Origin of the sequence: Bradyrhizobium sp. SEMIA (assembly GCF_014844175.1) — a bacterium.
Taxonomy (GTDB): domain Bacteria; phylum Pseudomonadota; class Alphaproteobacteria; order Rhizobiales; family Xanthobacteraceae; genus Bradyrhizobium; species Bradyrhizobium arachidis.
Map to the genome: position 1 here is coordinate 4301825 of NZ_CP046601.1, position 16495 is coordinate 4318319.

The window sequence follows — 16495 nt, forward strand, 5'->3', positions numbered from 1 at the left end:
TAACGACGCCTTAACGTATCCTTACAGGAACTTGACGAGCGAGAGCTGGGCGAGGTTCGAGGTCACCTGATAGGACGCCTGGAGCGCGTTCTGGAGCGCCAGGATCTCGCTCGCCACCTGGTCCTGCGGGGCCGACTCCGCCTGGTCAATGATGGACTGGAGCTGCGCCTTGGCCTGGGTCTGGCGCGTGGTCGCGTCCTTCATCGTGTTCTGGGCCATCGCGATGTCGGTCTGGATGTCCTCGATGCGCTGCTGTCCGGGCTGCTGGGTCAGCGCCTGGGTCGTGCGTAGGCTCAGCGCGGCGACCTGCCCGCCCGAATACTGCCCGCCCGGGGTCGTCGAAAACGTGCCGAACACGGCAATCGCCTGCAACTGCCGGCGGATCGCGTCCTCGTTCGCCTGCGCGCCATACTGCACCGTGACGGAATCGTCCACCCGCGCGACCGCGGTCGAACGCGGCGAGCCCGGTCCGTCATTGCCTTGGTACCATTTAATGGTGTTGGCCGAGCCGTTAACCAGAGTGGTGGCCGAGCTCGCCGGAGAGGAGCCAACGCGCAGCGGCGGCTGCGTGGCGGTCACGGGCGTCGTGCTGAAACCGAGCGAACCCAGCGCGGCGGTCGCGCCCGGGCTCGAGCCCGTGATGCTCAGGCTCGCCGCATCGTCGGTGTTGATCGTGATCACGCCGCCATGAATCGTCGACGGCTTGGAAGTGCCCGTGATCTGGTCGATCTTGCTCATCAGCGTCTGGATGCTGTCGGTCACGTTGAGCTGGTTGCCGGTCGCCCCCGAATTGACGAAGGTCAGCGTGGTGCCGTTGACGGTGATGGTGTCGCCGGCGGAAAAGCCCGGCGTGATCGAGTCCGATCCACTTGCGCCGGACAGCGCCGTCGCGCCCGTGGCGATGTTCGAAGCCGGCGGGGCGACCTGATTGGTGACCGCCGTCGTCCCGGTCACCGAGCTTGCCGTGTTGAAGAAGTTGTCACCCGCGGTCACGGCCGAGGCCGCGACCAGCGACGTGTTGGCAAGCTTCTTGATGGCGGTGTTCAGCGCCGTGTTGAGATTCGCCGCGGTATTGTTCGGGTTGACCGGGACGCTCGCATCGATCGCGAAGCTGCCGAGCGGCGTCGGCGTCGCCGTGGACGCGGTCAGGTCGATCTGCTCGGTGGTGCCGTCCGGCAGCGTGAACTGGACGCTCAGCTTGTCGCCATTGTTCGGATTGACGCCGTTGAGATCGACCGAGAACGACACCGGCGAGCCACTTGGGCCGGTGACGGTCGCCCCTGTCAGCGTCGAGGACACCGCCTTGATCTTGAGTCCGAACGGCGATCCCGCGGCGTCTTCCGACACCTTCACCGAGCTCGGCGTCGGCTGCGCCTGCACCAGGCGCCCCATGCCGTTGGCGCCGAGATCGGCGGCCTGGCGCTCGGCCATGACGGTCTTGAAGCCCGCCTGCGTCGTGGTGCCGTTGATGATGTCCCCGGCATTGGCGACCGGCTGGGTGTTGTACGCGGTCCCGGAAAACAGATAGCGGTTGCCGGACTGCGTGTTCAGCACGCCGACCATCGAGCCGAACTGGGCCGCGGCCGTGTTCTGCGCCACCGTCTGTCCGTTGACGTTGAGATCCTGCGCCGTGCTGGCCGAACCCGTCTGGGTGTTGGTGCGAATGGTCGTCAGCGACTGGAGCGCGGTATTGGCGAGGTTGATGTTGACGTTGACGTTGGTGATCGTGTCAGTATAGGCGGCGATGTTGGAGAGCTGCGAGCGCCCGGCGATCGCAAATCCCTCGTTGGTGCCCATGCCCGAATAGTTCTGCGACAGCTTGCCGGTCGAGAGCTGCGTCGACAGATCGGTGAGCTGCTGGTTGATGTTGCGGATCTGCGCGCCGAGAACCGACGAGGAGTAGTTGATGCTGCTGATCGACATCTTTCAGAGCCCTGTACTGGTTACGCTTGAGCCTGGATCAAAGTGTTCATCATGCTCTGCACCACCGACATGACGTGGGCGTTGGCGGCATAGGCATTCTGAAGCTGGATGAGGTTCGACATCTCCGAGTCGAGGTTGACGCTGGAGGTCGAGTTGAACTTGGCCTGGAGCGTCGAGACCACGACGCTCTGGCCCTGCTGGAGCTGGGTTGCCTGGGTCGAGGCGTTGGCCTGCACGCTCAGGAACTGCTGGAGATAGTTCGAGACGCTGCCGGTGAAGGGCTGGTTCGCGGAGCCGAGGCCGGTGGTCGGCGAATAGGAGAACACCGCACTGGTGAGCTGCGAGTAGAGATAGTCCGAACGCGTGGTGTCGCCCGGGGGCGTCACCGGCGAGGTGTTGTAGACCGACAGCTTGGTCGGATCGGCGACCAGCTGCGTGTTCACGGCGATGCGCCCGGCAAGGCCGGTCATCTGCGAGCCCGATGCGGTGATCGCGCCGGTGTAGAGCGCCTGCCCGCCGTCGGTGAACAGCGCCAGTTGCGGATTGCCCGAGGCCAGCGACGACATCGTCTTGGAGGTGGAAGCCGAATTGATCTTGGCAAGGCCGGTGTTGTCGTCGGTGACCCGCAGCGTCGTCGCGGTCGCCGGCGACGGCGCGGCGGAGAACGACAGATGCGAGCCTGCCAGCGCGGTGTTGAGCGCGGAGGCGATCGCACCCATGCCGCTAGAGAAATTGACGCCCACCCGCATCGGATTGGCGTTGGTGGCGTTCTGGAGCGGCAGCGCCGCCGGATCGGTCACGTTGACGAGCGTGACCTGGCGCTGGGTGTTGGTCGCCGTGTCCGTGTAGGTGATGTTGACCGTGTTGCCTGCTTGCGCGCCGGCAAGGTCGAGGTCGAAGCCGGCCGGCGGACCGGAGACCGTGCTGCCGGCGGTGGTCTTGTCGGACAGCGCGCTCGACATCGTGGCGGCGAGCTGGTCGATCTGGGTCTGCGCCTGCACCAGCGTCTGGTCGCGGAGCTTCAGATCGGCCGCGATCTGGCCCGAGGAAACCACGTTGTTGGCGACGACGTCGAGCTGCGAGCCGTTCGGCAGCTTGATGTTGAACGCGCCGACGCCGGACTTGGCGGGATCGCTGTTGTAGAGCGAGGTCGCCGACAACGCGCCGGCAGAGGCAAAGGAGAATTGCGAGGCGAGCCCGGCGCCGACCAGCTGGATGCCGGTGGTGGTGTAGATGTTGGCCTGATTGGAGCCGTCGGTGGTGACGCGGACGTCGACATATTTCGACAGCGTGTTGATGGCCTGGTCGCGCTGGTCCATCAGCGTCGCGGCGGAGGGATCGTTGGCCGACAGGCCCTGGAGCTTGGTGTTGATGTCGGCGACCTTCTGCATCGCCGCGTTGGCCGCCTGCGCCGAGGTGCCGAGATCCTGCTCGACATTGGAGCGCAGCGACTGGATGCCCTTGGTGGTGACGTTGAGCTGCTGCGCCAGCGCCTGCGCCGCGCCCAGCGCAACGGTCTGCGCCGACGAGGCGCCTGAGCTCGTCGACAACGCCTGCAGCGCCGTGGTGAATTTGTTCAGCGCGCTTTCGAGCGTGCCGTCGTTGCCGGGCGTGCCATAGACATTCTGAAGCTGCTTCAGAATGTTGGCCATCTGGTCGGCATAGCCGCTGCCGCCGGTCTCGGTGCGGAGCTGGTTCAGCACATAGGTGTCGAGCTCCCGGCTGACGCCGGTCGTCATCGCCGTCGAGCCGAAGTCGCCGGTGGTGACCTCGATCTGGTTCGCCGTCTGGACGACGTAACCCGGCGTCTGCGAGTTGGCGACGTTCGAAGAGACGATCGAGAGCGCGGCCTGGTTGGCACGCAGACCGCTCATCGCACTGGCGAGGGCTGAACTCAAACCCATGTGTACTTACCGCCTTTGGTTACGTCACGCGCCGATCAGCGCAACACGTTCAGGAGGTCCTGCACCATCGAATTGGCCGTCGTGATCACCTTGGTGTTGGCCGAATAGGCCTGCTGGGTCACGATCAGCTTGGTGAACTCGTCGGCGATGTCGGTGTTCGAGCCTTCCAGCGACGAGCCGCTGATGGTGCCCGAAGCGCCGTCGATCGCAGGTCCCGACTGTTCGGTCGCGGCGTACGCGCCGCCGTCGAGCGCCTTCAAATAGTTGGTGCCGTTGAAATGCGACAACGTCACCTGGGCGAGATCGAGGTTCTGGCCGTTGGAGAAGGTTCCGACCACGAGGCCGCTGTTGTTGACCGAGACCGAGCGGAGCTGGCCGGCGGCGTAGCCGTTCTGCGTGATGGTGTTGATGGTCACGGCGCCGCTCGTGCTGGCATATTGCGTCAGCCCGCCCTGGGAGATGTTGAAGGCGACCGAGCCGAGCTGCTGGCCGCTGACCGTGACGTTGTTGATGGTGATGCCCGAGCCACTCGGCGAGGTCAGCGAGCCGTCGGCGGCGAAGGTGAAGGCCTGTCCCGTGTTCATCCACGCAACGTTCGTGCCGGTCGCGTTCGGGTCAGTCTGATAGAACAGATTCCAGGTGTCGGAATGACCGGTTCCCAGCGAGGCGCTGTCGGTCTTGGCCCAACGGAGCTGCAGATTCACCGGCGTGCCGGCCGCATTGTAGGCGGTCACCGCGCCACCGCTGATCGTTTCCTTGGTGAAGGTCGCGACGTCGTTGCCGATCACGGTGCCCGTGCCGGCCGTTCCGCCGCCGCCGCGAGGCTTGGAAACGGCTGAGGTGAAGCCGAGCGCCGCGAACGCATTGGGGTTGCTGCTGGAGACGTTCAAAGAGGGGTTTGCGGTGCCGGTATTCAGCGTGATCACTCCGTTGCTGATCGACGAGCCTGAAGTGCCGGCGAGAAAGTCGATCTTCTGAAGCAAGGTCGAGATGTCGTCGTTGACGCTGATCTGGTTCGCGCCGCTCGCAGCACCCGAGACGAAAGTGAGCGTCTGACCGTTCACCGTGATCGTATCGGGATTAACGACGGGCGGCCCCGCCGACCCTGCCTGGAAACCCGAGGAGAGAACTTCCGAAGCGCCGGGCATAGCGGCACCACCGAGCAGCGTATTGCCGGTGATCGCGGGCGTGGACAGCACGTTGCCACCGCGCGTCACGTTGCTGAGGCCGAGCGTGGTCGCCGCGCTACCGCTGATCGCAAGATCGACGAGGGTGCCGCCTGCGATCTGGATGTTGCCGGTACCGGTGATCGTGGCGGTGACGCCGTTGCCGGCGCCACCGGCCGTTTGAATCGCAGTGAGGATATCGTTCACCGTCGTCGTGGCGCCGGCCTTCACGCCGATCACGGTGCTGTTCGCAGTCGTCGTGATGCCCGTCGCGGTGTTGTCGAAGGTGATCGTATAAGGGCCGCTGCCGTTGTTGATGGTCAACGTCTGGCCGGCCAACGACACGCCGAGATGCGGGCTTGCGCTCGGGTCGAGGGACGTACCGGTGCTCGCTGCGGCCGATGCGCTGTTCAGCAGGGCCACCGAGCCGGTTACCGTCGTCGACGTGTAGGCCGAGCGCAGATTGCCGGTAGCGGCGGCGCCGGAGACCGTCGCGTTCACATAAGGCGGCGGCGGCGTGCCGACGATCAGCGGGTTGGCGGCGAAATCCGACGGGTTCAGGCCCCCGGCCGCCAGCAGCGTCTTGGCCGCCGCGGTCGAGCTCGCCGCCGTGTTCGGCTGCGACGGCAGGTTCGCGGCGTACTGGATCGAGGTTGTCGCCTGCGCCGGAATGAAGTTGTTCTGGAATTTCAGGACGGTGGCGACGTTGCCGGTCGGGTTGCCGGTCTTGGGGTCGACCGTGGTGCCCATCAGATAATAGCCGGCGCCGTTGACCAGGTTGCCGTTGGCATTGAGCTGGAAGTCGCCGCGGCGGGTGTAATAGGTGACGCCGCTGAACACCGGGACGTTGTCGACGATCCCGGTCGCCTTCTGGATCGAGAAGAAGCCGTCGCCGGTGATCGCCATGTTGGTGGCGACGGTGGACGAGGAGATCGTGCCCTGCGTCGTGATCGTCGCCTTGGCGTTGGCCGTCACGCCGCCCGCGACCTGCTTGCTGGGGACCGAGGCGTCGGGAATGAGATCGACGAAGCTGGTGCCGATGCCCTTGTAACCGGTGGTGGATGAGTTCGCGATGTTGCCGGAAATGTTCTGCAGCGCGTAGGACTGCGCCTGCAGGCCACCCACCGAGGTGTTCATTGCATCGAAGATACCCATAACTTTGTCTCCAAATCCGATCCCGGCGGCCGGTCGACCATGGCCGCAGTCGGAAGAGACAGTCGCAAGGGCTATGCCAATGCGGGTATTTTCAGGAAATCAATGACTTAAATAGACAGGCCCCGGTCACGTGACCGGGGCACAATTGCCGGGCCGGCAACAATTGCCGGGACATCCTGTCGTTCCGGGGCGGTCCCCAAGACCGAACCCGGAAGTTCGAGAGTCCGGATTCGATGCTCACGCATCGCTCCGAAATGACACCTCACTAACTACGTCGCTGACGCCGCGGCCGGGTGGAAGACCAGCCCGAAACCGTCGATGCAGTAGCGCAAGCCGGTCGGCTTCGGACCGTCGTCGAAGACGTGGCCGAGATGGCCGCCGCAGCGCCGGCAGTGCACCTCGGTGCGCAGCATGCCGTATGTGCGGTCCTCGGTCTTGCCGACATTGCCTTCGATCGGCTGGTAGAAGCTCGGCCAGCCCGTGCCGCTCTCGAACTTGGTATCGGACGCGAACAGCGGCAGGTCACAGCCGGCACAGGCGAAAATGCCCTTGCGGTGCTCCTTCAGCAGCGGACTGGAGCCCGGCCGCTCGGTGCCGTGATTGCGCAGGATCTCATATTGCTGCGGCGTCAGCTGGGCGCGCCACTCGACCTCCGTCTTCTCGATCTCGAATTTTTCCGCGGCCTTCTCACCAGCCTCGGCGGGGGATCCCCTCAGCCAGCGGAAGGCGGAAAGGCCGAACAGGCCGGCGGCAGTCGTTAGCAGGATGCGGCGGTCAAACATCTCATTCTCCGTGCGCGGGAGTCCACGCCTGAGATACGGGCTCTAACGGCCGACGTTACACTTCCGGGCGGAATTTTTCTCAGGGTTATTGCGAGACGCTGGCGTCCTGCGGAACCGGTTCCACGGCTTCCGGCGCAGGTTTCGGGGGTCGGAGCCAAGAAACAGGCGCCGGCTTCTATGGCTATCTCTGGCCCAAGCCCGGCTTCGACCAGCCGGTCGGGAAAATCTCCTATGTGAAGGGCTTTGCGCCCTGGGGCTGGATCATTGGCACCGGCATCTATCTCGACGACGTCGACGCCGTGTTCCGCCAGGACGCGATGACCTTCGCGCTGGTGTGCCTTGCGGTGCTCGTGCTCGTGCTGGGCGCCTCCTTCGTGATCGGCCGCAGCGTCACCAAGCCGCTGGCAAAGATCACCGCGCTGACCGAGCGTCTCGCGGCCGGCGACAGCGCGTTCGATGTGCCCTACACCGAGCGCCGCGACGAGGTCGGCGGGCTCGCCAAGGCGCTTGCCGTGTTCAAGGACAATGCGTCGGCGGTGGGCCGGATGCATACCGAGCAGCAGGAAGCGAAGCAACGGGCCGACGACGAGAAGCGCAAGACCATGGCCGATCTCGCCGGCAAGTTCGAGGCGAGCGTGCAGGCCGTGGTCCGCGATGTCTTCAACGAGGCGCGCGCGATGCAGCAGGCCGCGCAAGGCATGTCGGAAACCGCGAACAAAGCCACCGATCGCGCGAGCTTCGTCGCCACCGCCTGCCAGCAGGCCTCCAGCAACGTGCAGACGGTGGCCTCCGCCGCCGGCCAGCTGTCGTCCTCGATCACCGAGATCAGCCAGCGCGTCGCCCAGGCGGCGAGCGTCGCCGACAAGGCCGCCGCCGACGGCCAGCGCACCAACGACACCGTGCAGGGGCTCGCCGCCGCCGCGCACAAGATCGGCGAGGTCATCGACCTCATCAACCAGATCGCCTCGCAGACCAATCTGCTCGCGCTCAACGCCACCATCGAGGCCGCGCGCGCAGGCGAGGCTGGCAAGGGATTTGCCGTGGTCGCGAGCGAAGTGAAGTCGCTGGCGAGCCAGACCGCGAAGGCGACCGACGAGATCGGCGCGCAGATCACCGCGATCCAGGCCGAGACCAACCAGGTCGTCGGCAACATCGACAGCATTCGCAAGACCATCATGGAGGTCAACGAGATCTCCTCCTCGATCGCGGCCGCCGTGGAGGAGCAGGGCGCCGCGACGCAAGCGATCGCCCACAGCGTGCAGGAGGCGGCCTCCGGCACCGACCAGGTCTCGCAAAACATCTCCGGCGTCACCGATGCGACGGCAGAGACCGGCCAGGCCGCGGGCCTCGTGCTGCAATCGAGCGGCCGGCTGACCCAGAAGCTGCAATCGCTGGAGAACGAGGTCAGCACCTTCGTGGCGGGCGTACGCGCGGCTTGATACAGCGCCAATAGCTCTGCCGTGGTGCGGATAATTCGCCGCGTCGCGGCGCATGCGGGCCATTGATATTCCGGCCCGCGGGACCGGTCATCGCGACCGGCTTTCCCACCCTTGACGGCTGCGGCTAAAGTGAAGAAGCAGGATCATCGAACCTGCCGACCCGCAGCCTGTGCGGGCATGGAGACGCCGCATGTCGTTCAAGAAACTCCTGGTCGCCAACCGCGGCGAGATCGCCATCCGCATCGCGCGCGCGGCGGCCGATGCCGGCATCACGACGGTTGCGATCCACCCCGCTGACGATGCGCTGTCGCTGCATGTGCGCGTCGCCGACGAGGCGGTCGAAATTCCCGGCCGCGGCGCAAGGGCCTATCTCGATATCGACGCTGTCGTGAAGGCGGCGAAGAGCGCGGGCTGCGATGCCGTTCATCCCGGCTACGGCTTCCTCAGCGAGAATGCGGCGTTCGCAAAAGCCTGCGCTGACGCGGGCATTGCCTTTGTCGGACCCAAGCCGGCCGCGCTGGAGCTTTTCGGCGACAAGGTCGCGGCGCGGCAACTGGCAAAACGCTGCGGCGTGCCGATCATCGCCGGCACCAGTGGCCCGTCGTCGCTGGAGGAGATCACGGCCTTCTTCGAATCGCTCGGCAAGGGCGCCGCGATCGTGATCAAGGCGATGGCCGGCGGCGGTGGCCGCGGCATGCGCGTGGTGGAGAAGGCTGCTGATCTGGCGGAGGCCTATGCGCGCTGCCAGTCCGAGGCCAAGGCCGCGTTCGGTTTCGACGGCGTCTATGCCGAGCGGCTGATCCGGCAGGCGCGCCATATCGAGGTGCAGATCATCGGCGACAAGCACGGCGCGATCTCCCATCTCTGGGAGCGCGAATGCACCATCCAGCGCCGGCACCAGAAGCTGATCGAGGTGGCGCCGAGCCCGTCGCTCAGCGACGGCTTGCGCGGCCGTATCATCGAGGCGGCGAAGCAGCTTGCGGCTGCGGCCTCGTATGACAATCTCGGTACGTTCGAGTTCCTGGTCGACGACACCGCCGAGGACAGCTTTGCCTTCATCGAAGCCAATCCACGTCTCCAGGTCGAGCACACCGTGACGGAAGAGGTGCTCGGCCTCGATCTCGTCCGCGCCCAGCTCGCGGTCGCGGCAGGCGCAACGCTGGCCTCGCTCGGTATGGCGCAGGGTTCGATCCCGAAGCCGCGCGGCTATGCGATGCAGCTCCGTATCAACATGGAGACGCTGGACGAGACCGGCGCGACGCATCCGACCGGCGGCGTGCTCGCGGTGTTCGAGCCGCCGTCGGGGCCCGGTGTTCGCGTCGATAGCTTTGGTTACGCCGGCTACAAGACCAGCGCGGCCTTCGACTCGCTGCTTGCAAAAGTCATCGTGCATACGCCGGGCGAAGCCTGGCATGACGTGGTGGCCAAAGCCTCGCGCACCCTGCGCGAGTTCCGGATCGACGGCGTCGTCACCAACATCGCCTTCCTTCAGGCCGTGCTGGCCCATCCTGATTTCAGGACCAACCGCATCGCGACCGATTTCATCGACCGCAACGTTGCGAAGCTGGTCGAGGCAGCGGACGGGGCGGCCAAGCCGCTCTACTTCACGGCGACGGAGCGCGGCGATCACTGCGCGGAAGCGCATATCGCGCAAGTCGTGCCCGAAGGCGCGGTGATGGTCGCAGCGCCCTTGCAGGGCACCATCGTCACCATCCAAGTGAAAGAAGGCGAGATCGTGCGGCCCGGTCAGCAGCTCGCCGTGATCGAGTCCATGAAGATGGAGCATCTGGTCATGGCCGAACAGGGCGGGCGGGTGACAAAACTCGTCGCCGGCGACGGCGTCACGCTGATGCATGGCGAACCGATCATGTATCTGGAGCCGCTCGACGTCGCGGCTGACAGCACGGCGGCGGAAGCCGACATCGATCTCGACCACATCCGTCCTGACCTCGCCGAGCTGATCGCGCGCCAGGCCAACACGCTCGATGCCAACCGCCCGGCCTCGGTCGAGCGCCGCCGCAACACCAACCAGCGCACCGCGCGCGAGAATGTTGCCCAGCTCGTGGACGAAGGCTCGTTCATGGAATATGGCAGCCTTGCGATCGCCGCCCAGCGCCGCCGTCGCAAGCTCGACGATCTCATCAAGAACACGCCGGCGGACGGCCTCGTGATGGGCGTTGCCACGGTGAATGCCGAGAAGTTCGGACCCGACGGTGCGCGCTGTATCGTCGTGGCCTATGACTACACCGTGCTTGCGGGCACGCAGGGCCACATGAACCACAAGAAGATCGACCGCATGCTGACGCTGGCGGAAGACTGGCGCGTGCCGCTGGTGTTTTACGCGGAAGGCGGCGGTGGTCGGCCCGGCGACACCGACCGGCTCGGCATGACCGGCCTCGACGGCCCGTCCTTCGTGCAGTTTGCAAGGCTCTCCGGCCTTGTGCCCGTCTCGGCGTCGTCTCCGGCTATTGCTTCGCCGGCAACGCGGCGATGCTCGGCTGCTGCGATGTCATCATCGCTACCAAGAATGCGTCAATTGGCATGGGCGGCCCGGCGATGATCGAGGGCGGCGGGCTCGGTGTCTATCACCCGGCCGAGGTCGGCCCGGTTTCATTCCAGTCGCCGAACGGCGTCATCGACATCCTGGTCGAGGACGAGGAGGAGGCGACGCGGGTTGCGCAAAAGTATCTGTCCTATTTCCAGGGTGCGGTGCAGGACTGGGAAGCCGCCGACCAGCGCCTGCTCCGTCGCGCGATTCCTGAGAACCGCCTGCGCGTCTACGACATCCGCAACGTGATCGATCTCGTCGCCGACAAAGATTCCGTGCTGGAGCTGCGCCGCGACTACGGCGTCGGCATGATCACCGCGCTGATCCGGATCGAAGGCGAGCCGTTCGGCCTGATCGCCAACAATCCGCGCCATCTCGGTGGCGCCATCGATGCCGATGCCGGCGACAAGGCCGCCCGCTTCCTCCAGCTCTGCGATGCCTTCGACCTGCCGATCGTGTCGCTCTGCGACACGCCCGGATTCATGGTCGGGCCCGAGGCCGAGAAGACCGCGATCGTCCGTCACGTCTCGCGCATGTTCGTGACCGGCGCGAGCCTCACCGTGCCCTTGTTCGGCATCGTGCTGCGCAAGGGCTATGGCTTAGGGGCGCAGTCGATGATCGGCGGCGGCTTCCACGCCTCCTTCTTCACCGCGGCCTGGCCGACCGGCGAGTTCGGCGGCATGGGCCTCGAAGGCTATGTCCGCCTCGGCTTCCGAAAGGAGATGGAGGCGATCGCCGACCCCGAGGAGCGCGAGACCTATTATCGGAACAAGGTCGCCGAGCTCTATGCCAACGGCAAGGCGGTCTCGATCGCTTCGGTGTTCGAGATCGACAACGTCATCGACCCCGCGGAGACGCGGCGCTGGATCATGGCCGGCCTGCGCTCCGTGCCGAAGCCGCCGGCGAGGACGGAGAAGAAGCGGCCCTGCATCGACACGTGGTGAGCGCGGTGCAGCAATTGCAATGCGGGGTCATTTCGGGGCGGCCCGGAGAGCCGAACTCCGGTGCGCAATTGCGCACCTGAGAATCTCGAGATCCCGGGTTCGATGCTTCGCATCGCCCCGGAATGACAACTGGAGACAGCGCGCCGTGCTTGTGTTCCCGGTTCCCGATTGACCGATTGACATCCCCGCCCGTGCTGCCAGACTTTGCACAATAATACAGGGTGGAGACGTCCGCGATGGCCAGCCTGTCGGCCTCGAACCATGTCGCCCGTGTTCTGTCCGTCGCCAATCATGTGGCCGACGTCGATGCCTCCTCGCGCATCGCCAATTCCTGGCGGCGCTGTCTGATCAGCCACAAGCTCGATCCCGCCCGCCAAGGCCCGCCGCAGACGCTGACCGAGGCAGAGATCCGTCACGTCGCAGAACCCATGGAAGAGGTGATCAGGCTCGCAACGCCCGAGCTCGACGATCTCGCCCGCGTGCTGCGCGACGCCGGCTACTGCGTCAACCTGGCTGACGCGAATGCGACCATGCTGTTCAGCCGCCTGCCCGGCGAGGCCGACGCGAAGATGTTCCTGGACTGGAAGATCTACACCGGTTCGAACTTCGCCGAGACGTTCGAGGGCACCAACGGGCTCGGCACCGCGCTTGCGGAACAGAAGCCGATCCTGGTGCATCGCGACGAACATTTCCGTGCGCAATGGCACATGTTCTCCTGCGCGGTGGCGCCGCTGTTCGACCAGGCCGGCCGTCTCGCCGGCGCCATCAACATCACCTCCTGCCGCGAGGACCTCGAGCGCGCCGCGCATCAGCTGGCGCTGGCGGTGACGATGGAGGCGACGCGGCGGATGGAGGGCGCGATCTTCCGCGGTCATTTCCGCAACGCGTGGATCGCGACCGTGCCGGGTGATGGCGGCAGCGGTCTCATCGCCTATGACGACGACCGCCGCGTCGTCGGCGCCTGCCGCTCGGCGCGTGCGCTGCTCGGCCTCACCGACGGCATGATCGCATCCGGCATCGATCTGTCGCGCTACGTCAAGTCGATCATCACGCCGCGCGTAACAGGACGAACTCGTCGAGCTGCGCCGCGCGACGCCGTGCATTGGGCCAGGCCACATCGCGCGCCGCTGCGTGCAGTCGCCGTCGCGCGCGATGCGCCGCGATCGCTTCGACGCGCTGCACCGGCTCGCCGGCCGGGATCCAGGCCTCGTCAAGAGCGTCAAGCGCTTGAGGAGCATCGGCGATCACAATCTGCCGGTGCTGTTGCATGGCGAGACCGGCGTCGGCAAGGACGTGTTCGCGCGCGCCATTCACGCCGCCAGCAACCGCGCGCGCAACAATTACGTTGCGCTGAACTGCGCGGCGATGCCGGAGAGCCTGATCGACGCCGAGCTGTTCGGCTACGAGGCCGGCGCCTTCACCGGCGCGCGGCGCGAGGGGTCGAAGGGCCTGATCGTGCAAGCCGACGGCGGCACGCTCTTCCTCGACGAGATCGGCGACATGCCGATCGCGCTGCAGACGCGCCTGCTGCGCGTGTTGGAGAATCGCGAGGTCTGGCCGCTCGGCGCGCGCAGGCCGGTGCCGGTCGACATCCGCCTGATCAGCGCCACCCATCGCGATCTCGGCCGCATGGCGGAAGAGGGGGCCTTCCGTCCCGATCTTTATTTCCGCCTGCGCGGCATGGAGGTGCGGCTGCCGGCCTTACGTGATCGCGCCGACCGGGACGACATCATTCGCCAGATCGCGCGCGAGGAAGCGCCGAATTGCCGCCTGTCGGACGAAGCCTGGTTGTTGCTCACAGCGTATTCCTACCCCGGCAACATGCGTCAGCTCCGCCATGTGCTACGGCTTGCGGGCTGCACGGCGGAGGACGGCATCATCACGGATGCCGATCTCGATCTGCCGCCGTTCGGTGGAAGGACCGCGGAGCCTGCTCTCGAAGTGGCCGAGCGCGCCACCATCGTCGAGGCCCTGCGGCAGCACGGTGGCCGCGTCACTGAAGCAGCGCGCGCGCTCAAACTCAGCCGCGCCACGCTCTATCGCAAGATCAAGCAATTGAAGATCTAACGAGCAAGGGGGCTCCTGCCGGAACCCTGACGCCGCCCGGCCCTTGATCTGCTCTCCCGGATCAGGCGGCAAACGCGCCGCCGCGAACATACATTCCCGAGAGTTCGAGAGAGGAGCGCATTCGATGGAGGAGATCGAGGTCTTCCTGGCGGTCATCGAGGCGGGAAGCCAGACGGCCGCCGCGCGGCAATTGGGTCGGTCGTTGCAATCGGTGAACCGCGTACTCGCCGCGCTGGAACGCAGTGTCGGTGTGGAACTGGTTCGGCGAACCACGCGGCAATCGGTGGCGACCGAAGCGGGTCTGGCGTTCTATCGCCGCGTCAAGCCGGCCTTTGCGGAAATCACCGAAGCGCGGCTCGAAGCCGCGAACCGGCGCGTCGAGCCGTCGGGACTGCTCAAGGTCGCAGCACCGGTCCTGTTCGGATCGACCCATGTGGTGCCCGTGATCGCCGAGTTCATGGCGCGCTTCCCGCAGATCGAAGTCGACGTCAACATGTCCGACCGGCCTGTCGATGTCGTCGGCGATGGCTTTGATCTCGCCGTGCGGATCAGGGAATTGCCGGACTCCTCGCTGAAGACCCGGCGGCTGGGCGAGCTGCGCACGGTCGTCTACGGCGCGCCCGATTATTTTGCGCGCCATGGCCGCCCGCATCATCCGAACGATCTCGCCAGGCATCAATGCATCCTGCGCAAGATCAATCGCGGCGAAGCGGATGCATGGCGGTTTCAGATCGACGGCAGCGCGGCGATCGTGCAGGTGAACGGCCGCTTTCACACCGACAATATGACGGCTGCGCATGCGGCCGCCCGTCATGGCCTCGGTGTCGGATATGGCCCGTTCTGGCAGATCCGCGATCTCGTCGATCAGGGCGCGCTCGAAATCGTGCTGGAGGCGTTCGAGGCCGCGCGAACGCCCGTGCGCGCCGTGTTCCCTCCGAGCGCGATACCGCCGGCCAAGACGCATCTCTTCGTCGATCTGCTGGTGGAAAGGCTGAAGCACGAGCGGCTTTGAGCCGCGTCCGGGAACGCATTTCTACCATTTGGCGGGAATGTCTATCCCGCGAGGCGCCGGTTGTCCTGACCTGCCGTCGATCGCAGCTTGAAGCGGGGCGCATATCCGCCCGGCGAGGCGCAAAGGACTGCTCCATGGCTCCCAATCGACGGACACTCTTGCACGCCGGCGTCAGCGTCACCGCGACGCTGGCTTCCGCCACCCTCGCCGGACAGTCTGGCGCACGCGACCGCAGCCGCCGAAGTTCCTGCTCGCGGACGATTCGGAATCCTGCGCGGCGGCCGCGCAGGATTTCGGCCACATCGTTCAGAGGCGGCCGCGGGCCATCTGCAAACCCGCGACCAGCGGCGAGGTCGTCGACATTCTGCGCTGGGCGCGCGAGCAGGGCCTGAAGGTCGCGGCGCGCGGGCAGGGCCACGCGACCTACGGCAGGGCCATGGCCGAGGACGGCATCGTGATGGACCTTGGAGCGCTGGCCGCGATCCACCGGATCGAGCCCGATCGCGTCGTGGTCGATGCCGGCGCGACCTGGCACGATGTGCTGGATACGACGCTGGCCAAGGGGCTCACACCTCCGGTGTTGACAAACTATCTCGGCCTGTCCGTCGGCGGCACGCTTGCCGTCGGTGGAATCGGCGGATCATCGTCCCGGCATGGTCTCCAGACCGATCAGGTTCTGGAGCTCGATGTCGTCACCGGCGAAGGCGTGGAGCTGACCTGCTCGCCGACTGCGCATGCCGAGCTGTTCGACGCCGTTCGGGCCGGGCTGTCGCAGTGCGCGATCATCACGCGGGCGACGCTTCGATTGATGCGTGCGCCCGAACGTGTCAGGCGTTATCTGCTGTCCTATCCCGATCTTGCCTCGCTGACCGCCGATCAGCGGCGCGCTCTGGACGAGCGACGTTTCGATCAGTTGCAGGGCGCTGTCGTGCCTGATAGCGCCGGCGGCTGGCGCTATCAACTCGAAGCGGGCGTCTTCTACGACAACAGCACGCCCCCCGACGACAAGGTTTTGCTCGCGGGCCTCGCCGACAAGCGCGAGACCGTCTCGGACCTTGGCTTCGGGGAGGACGCCAACGTATTCGCCAAGCTCGAGAAGCTGCTGCGGTCGAACGGCCAATGGTTCAATCCGCACCCCTGGCTGCTGACATACTTGCGCGGCAGCAACGCGCTGGAGGTCGCAAGCGAGGTCATTGCTGAACTGAACAGCGATGATCTCGGCCCGTTCGGACGGATCACTTACTATCCGATGTTCAAGGATGCATGCCGGACACCCTTGCTTCGATTGCCTGACGAGCGCGTCGTCGTCCCGTTCAATCTCATCCGCATCCCTGTAACGGCCGACAAGGCGAATGCGGACCGGCAGGTCGTCCGCAACCGCACACTGTACGATCGCATTCGCGAGGCAGGCGGCATGCTGTATCCGGTGAGCGCACTCGCCATGTCGTCGCAGGACTGGGCCGACCATTTCGGCGCGAGATGGCCGCTGCTGCGCGAGGCTAGGCGTCGTCACGACCCGGACGGCATCCTCACGCCCGGCTATGATCTGTTCTAG

The 16495-nt window shown here is 65.8% G+C and carries 6 protein-coding genes and 3 pseudogenes; 5 read left to right on the top strand and 4 right to left on the bottom strand.

The genetic code is table 11. The annotated features are described in order from the left end of the window. Nucleotides 1-21: 21 nt before the first annotated feature. The 4 genes from FOM02_RS21045 to msrB form a co-directional block, all read right to left on the bottom strand. The gene (locus FOM02_RS21045) at nucleotides 22-1923 is read right to left on the bottom strand and encodes a flagellar protein (RefSeq protein WP_265442115.1); all 1902 of its coding nucleotides are present in this window, start codon (nucleotides 1921-1923) and stop codon (nucleotides 22-24) included. Between the two features lie 20 nt (nucleotides 1924-1943). Then, the gene (flgK, locus tag FOM02_RS21050; RefSeq protein WP_027560348.1) at nucleotides 1944-3827 is read right to left on the bottom strand and encodes a flagellar hook-associated protein FlgK; all 1884 of its coding nucleotides are present in this window, start codon (nucleotides 3825-3827) and stop codon (nucleotides 1944-1946) included. 35 nt (nucleotides 3828-3862) lie between these two features. Further along, the gene (locus tag FOM02_RS21055) at nucleotides 3863-6148 is read right to left on the bottom strand and encodes a flagellar hook-basal body complex protein (protein WP_027560349.1); all 2286 of its coding nucleotides are present in this window, start codon (nucleotides 6146-6148) and stop codon (nucleotides 3863-3865) included. Nucleotides 6149-6417: 269 nt separating this feature from the next. Beyond that, on the bottom strand, nucleotides 6418-6930 hold the full coding sequence (gene msrB / locus FOM02_RS21060) for a peptide-methionine (R)-S-oxide reductase MsrB (protein WP_265442116.1): 513 nt from the start codon (nucleotides 6928-6930) through the stop codon (nucleotides 6418-6420). Between the two features lie 161 nt (nucleotides 6931-7091). Between msrB and FOM02_RS21065 the strand changes: the two are divergent. From FOM02_RS21065 to FOM02_RS21090, 5 genes and pseudogenes are all read left to right on the top strand, one after another. Continuing rightward, nucleotides 7092-8369, top strand: a pseudogene (locus tag FOM02_RS21065) (methyl-accepting chemotaxis protein); the annotation flags it as partial. 190 nt (nucleotides 8370-8559) lie between these two features. Then, nucleotides 8560-11861 (top strand): annotated as a pseudogene (locus FOM02_RS21070) (carboxyl transferase domain-containing protein). Between the two features lie 236 nt (nucleotides 11862-12097). Further along, a pseudogene (locus tag FOM02_RS46865) lies at nucleotides 12098-13928 on the top strand (sigma-54-dependent Fis family transcriptional regulator). 124 nt (nucleotides 13929-14052) lie between these two features. Beyond that, nucleotides 14053-14940, top strand: a complete 888-nt coding sequence (locus FOM02_RS21085) for a LysR family transcriptional regulator (RefSeq protein WP_027563795.1) — start codon at nucleotides 14053-14055, stop codon at nucleotides 14938-14940. 325 nt (nucleotides 14941-15265) lie between these two features. Then, nucleotides 15266-16495 carry an FAD-binding protein gene (locus tag FOM02_RS21090; RefSeq protein ID WP_265442198.1) on the top strand — a complete coding sequence of 410 codons (1230 nt, stop codon included), beginning with the start codon at nucleotides 15266-15268 and terminating at the stop codon, nucleotides 16493-16495.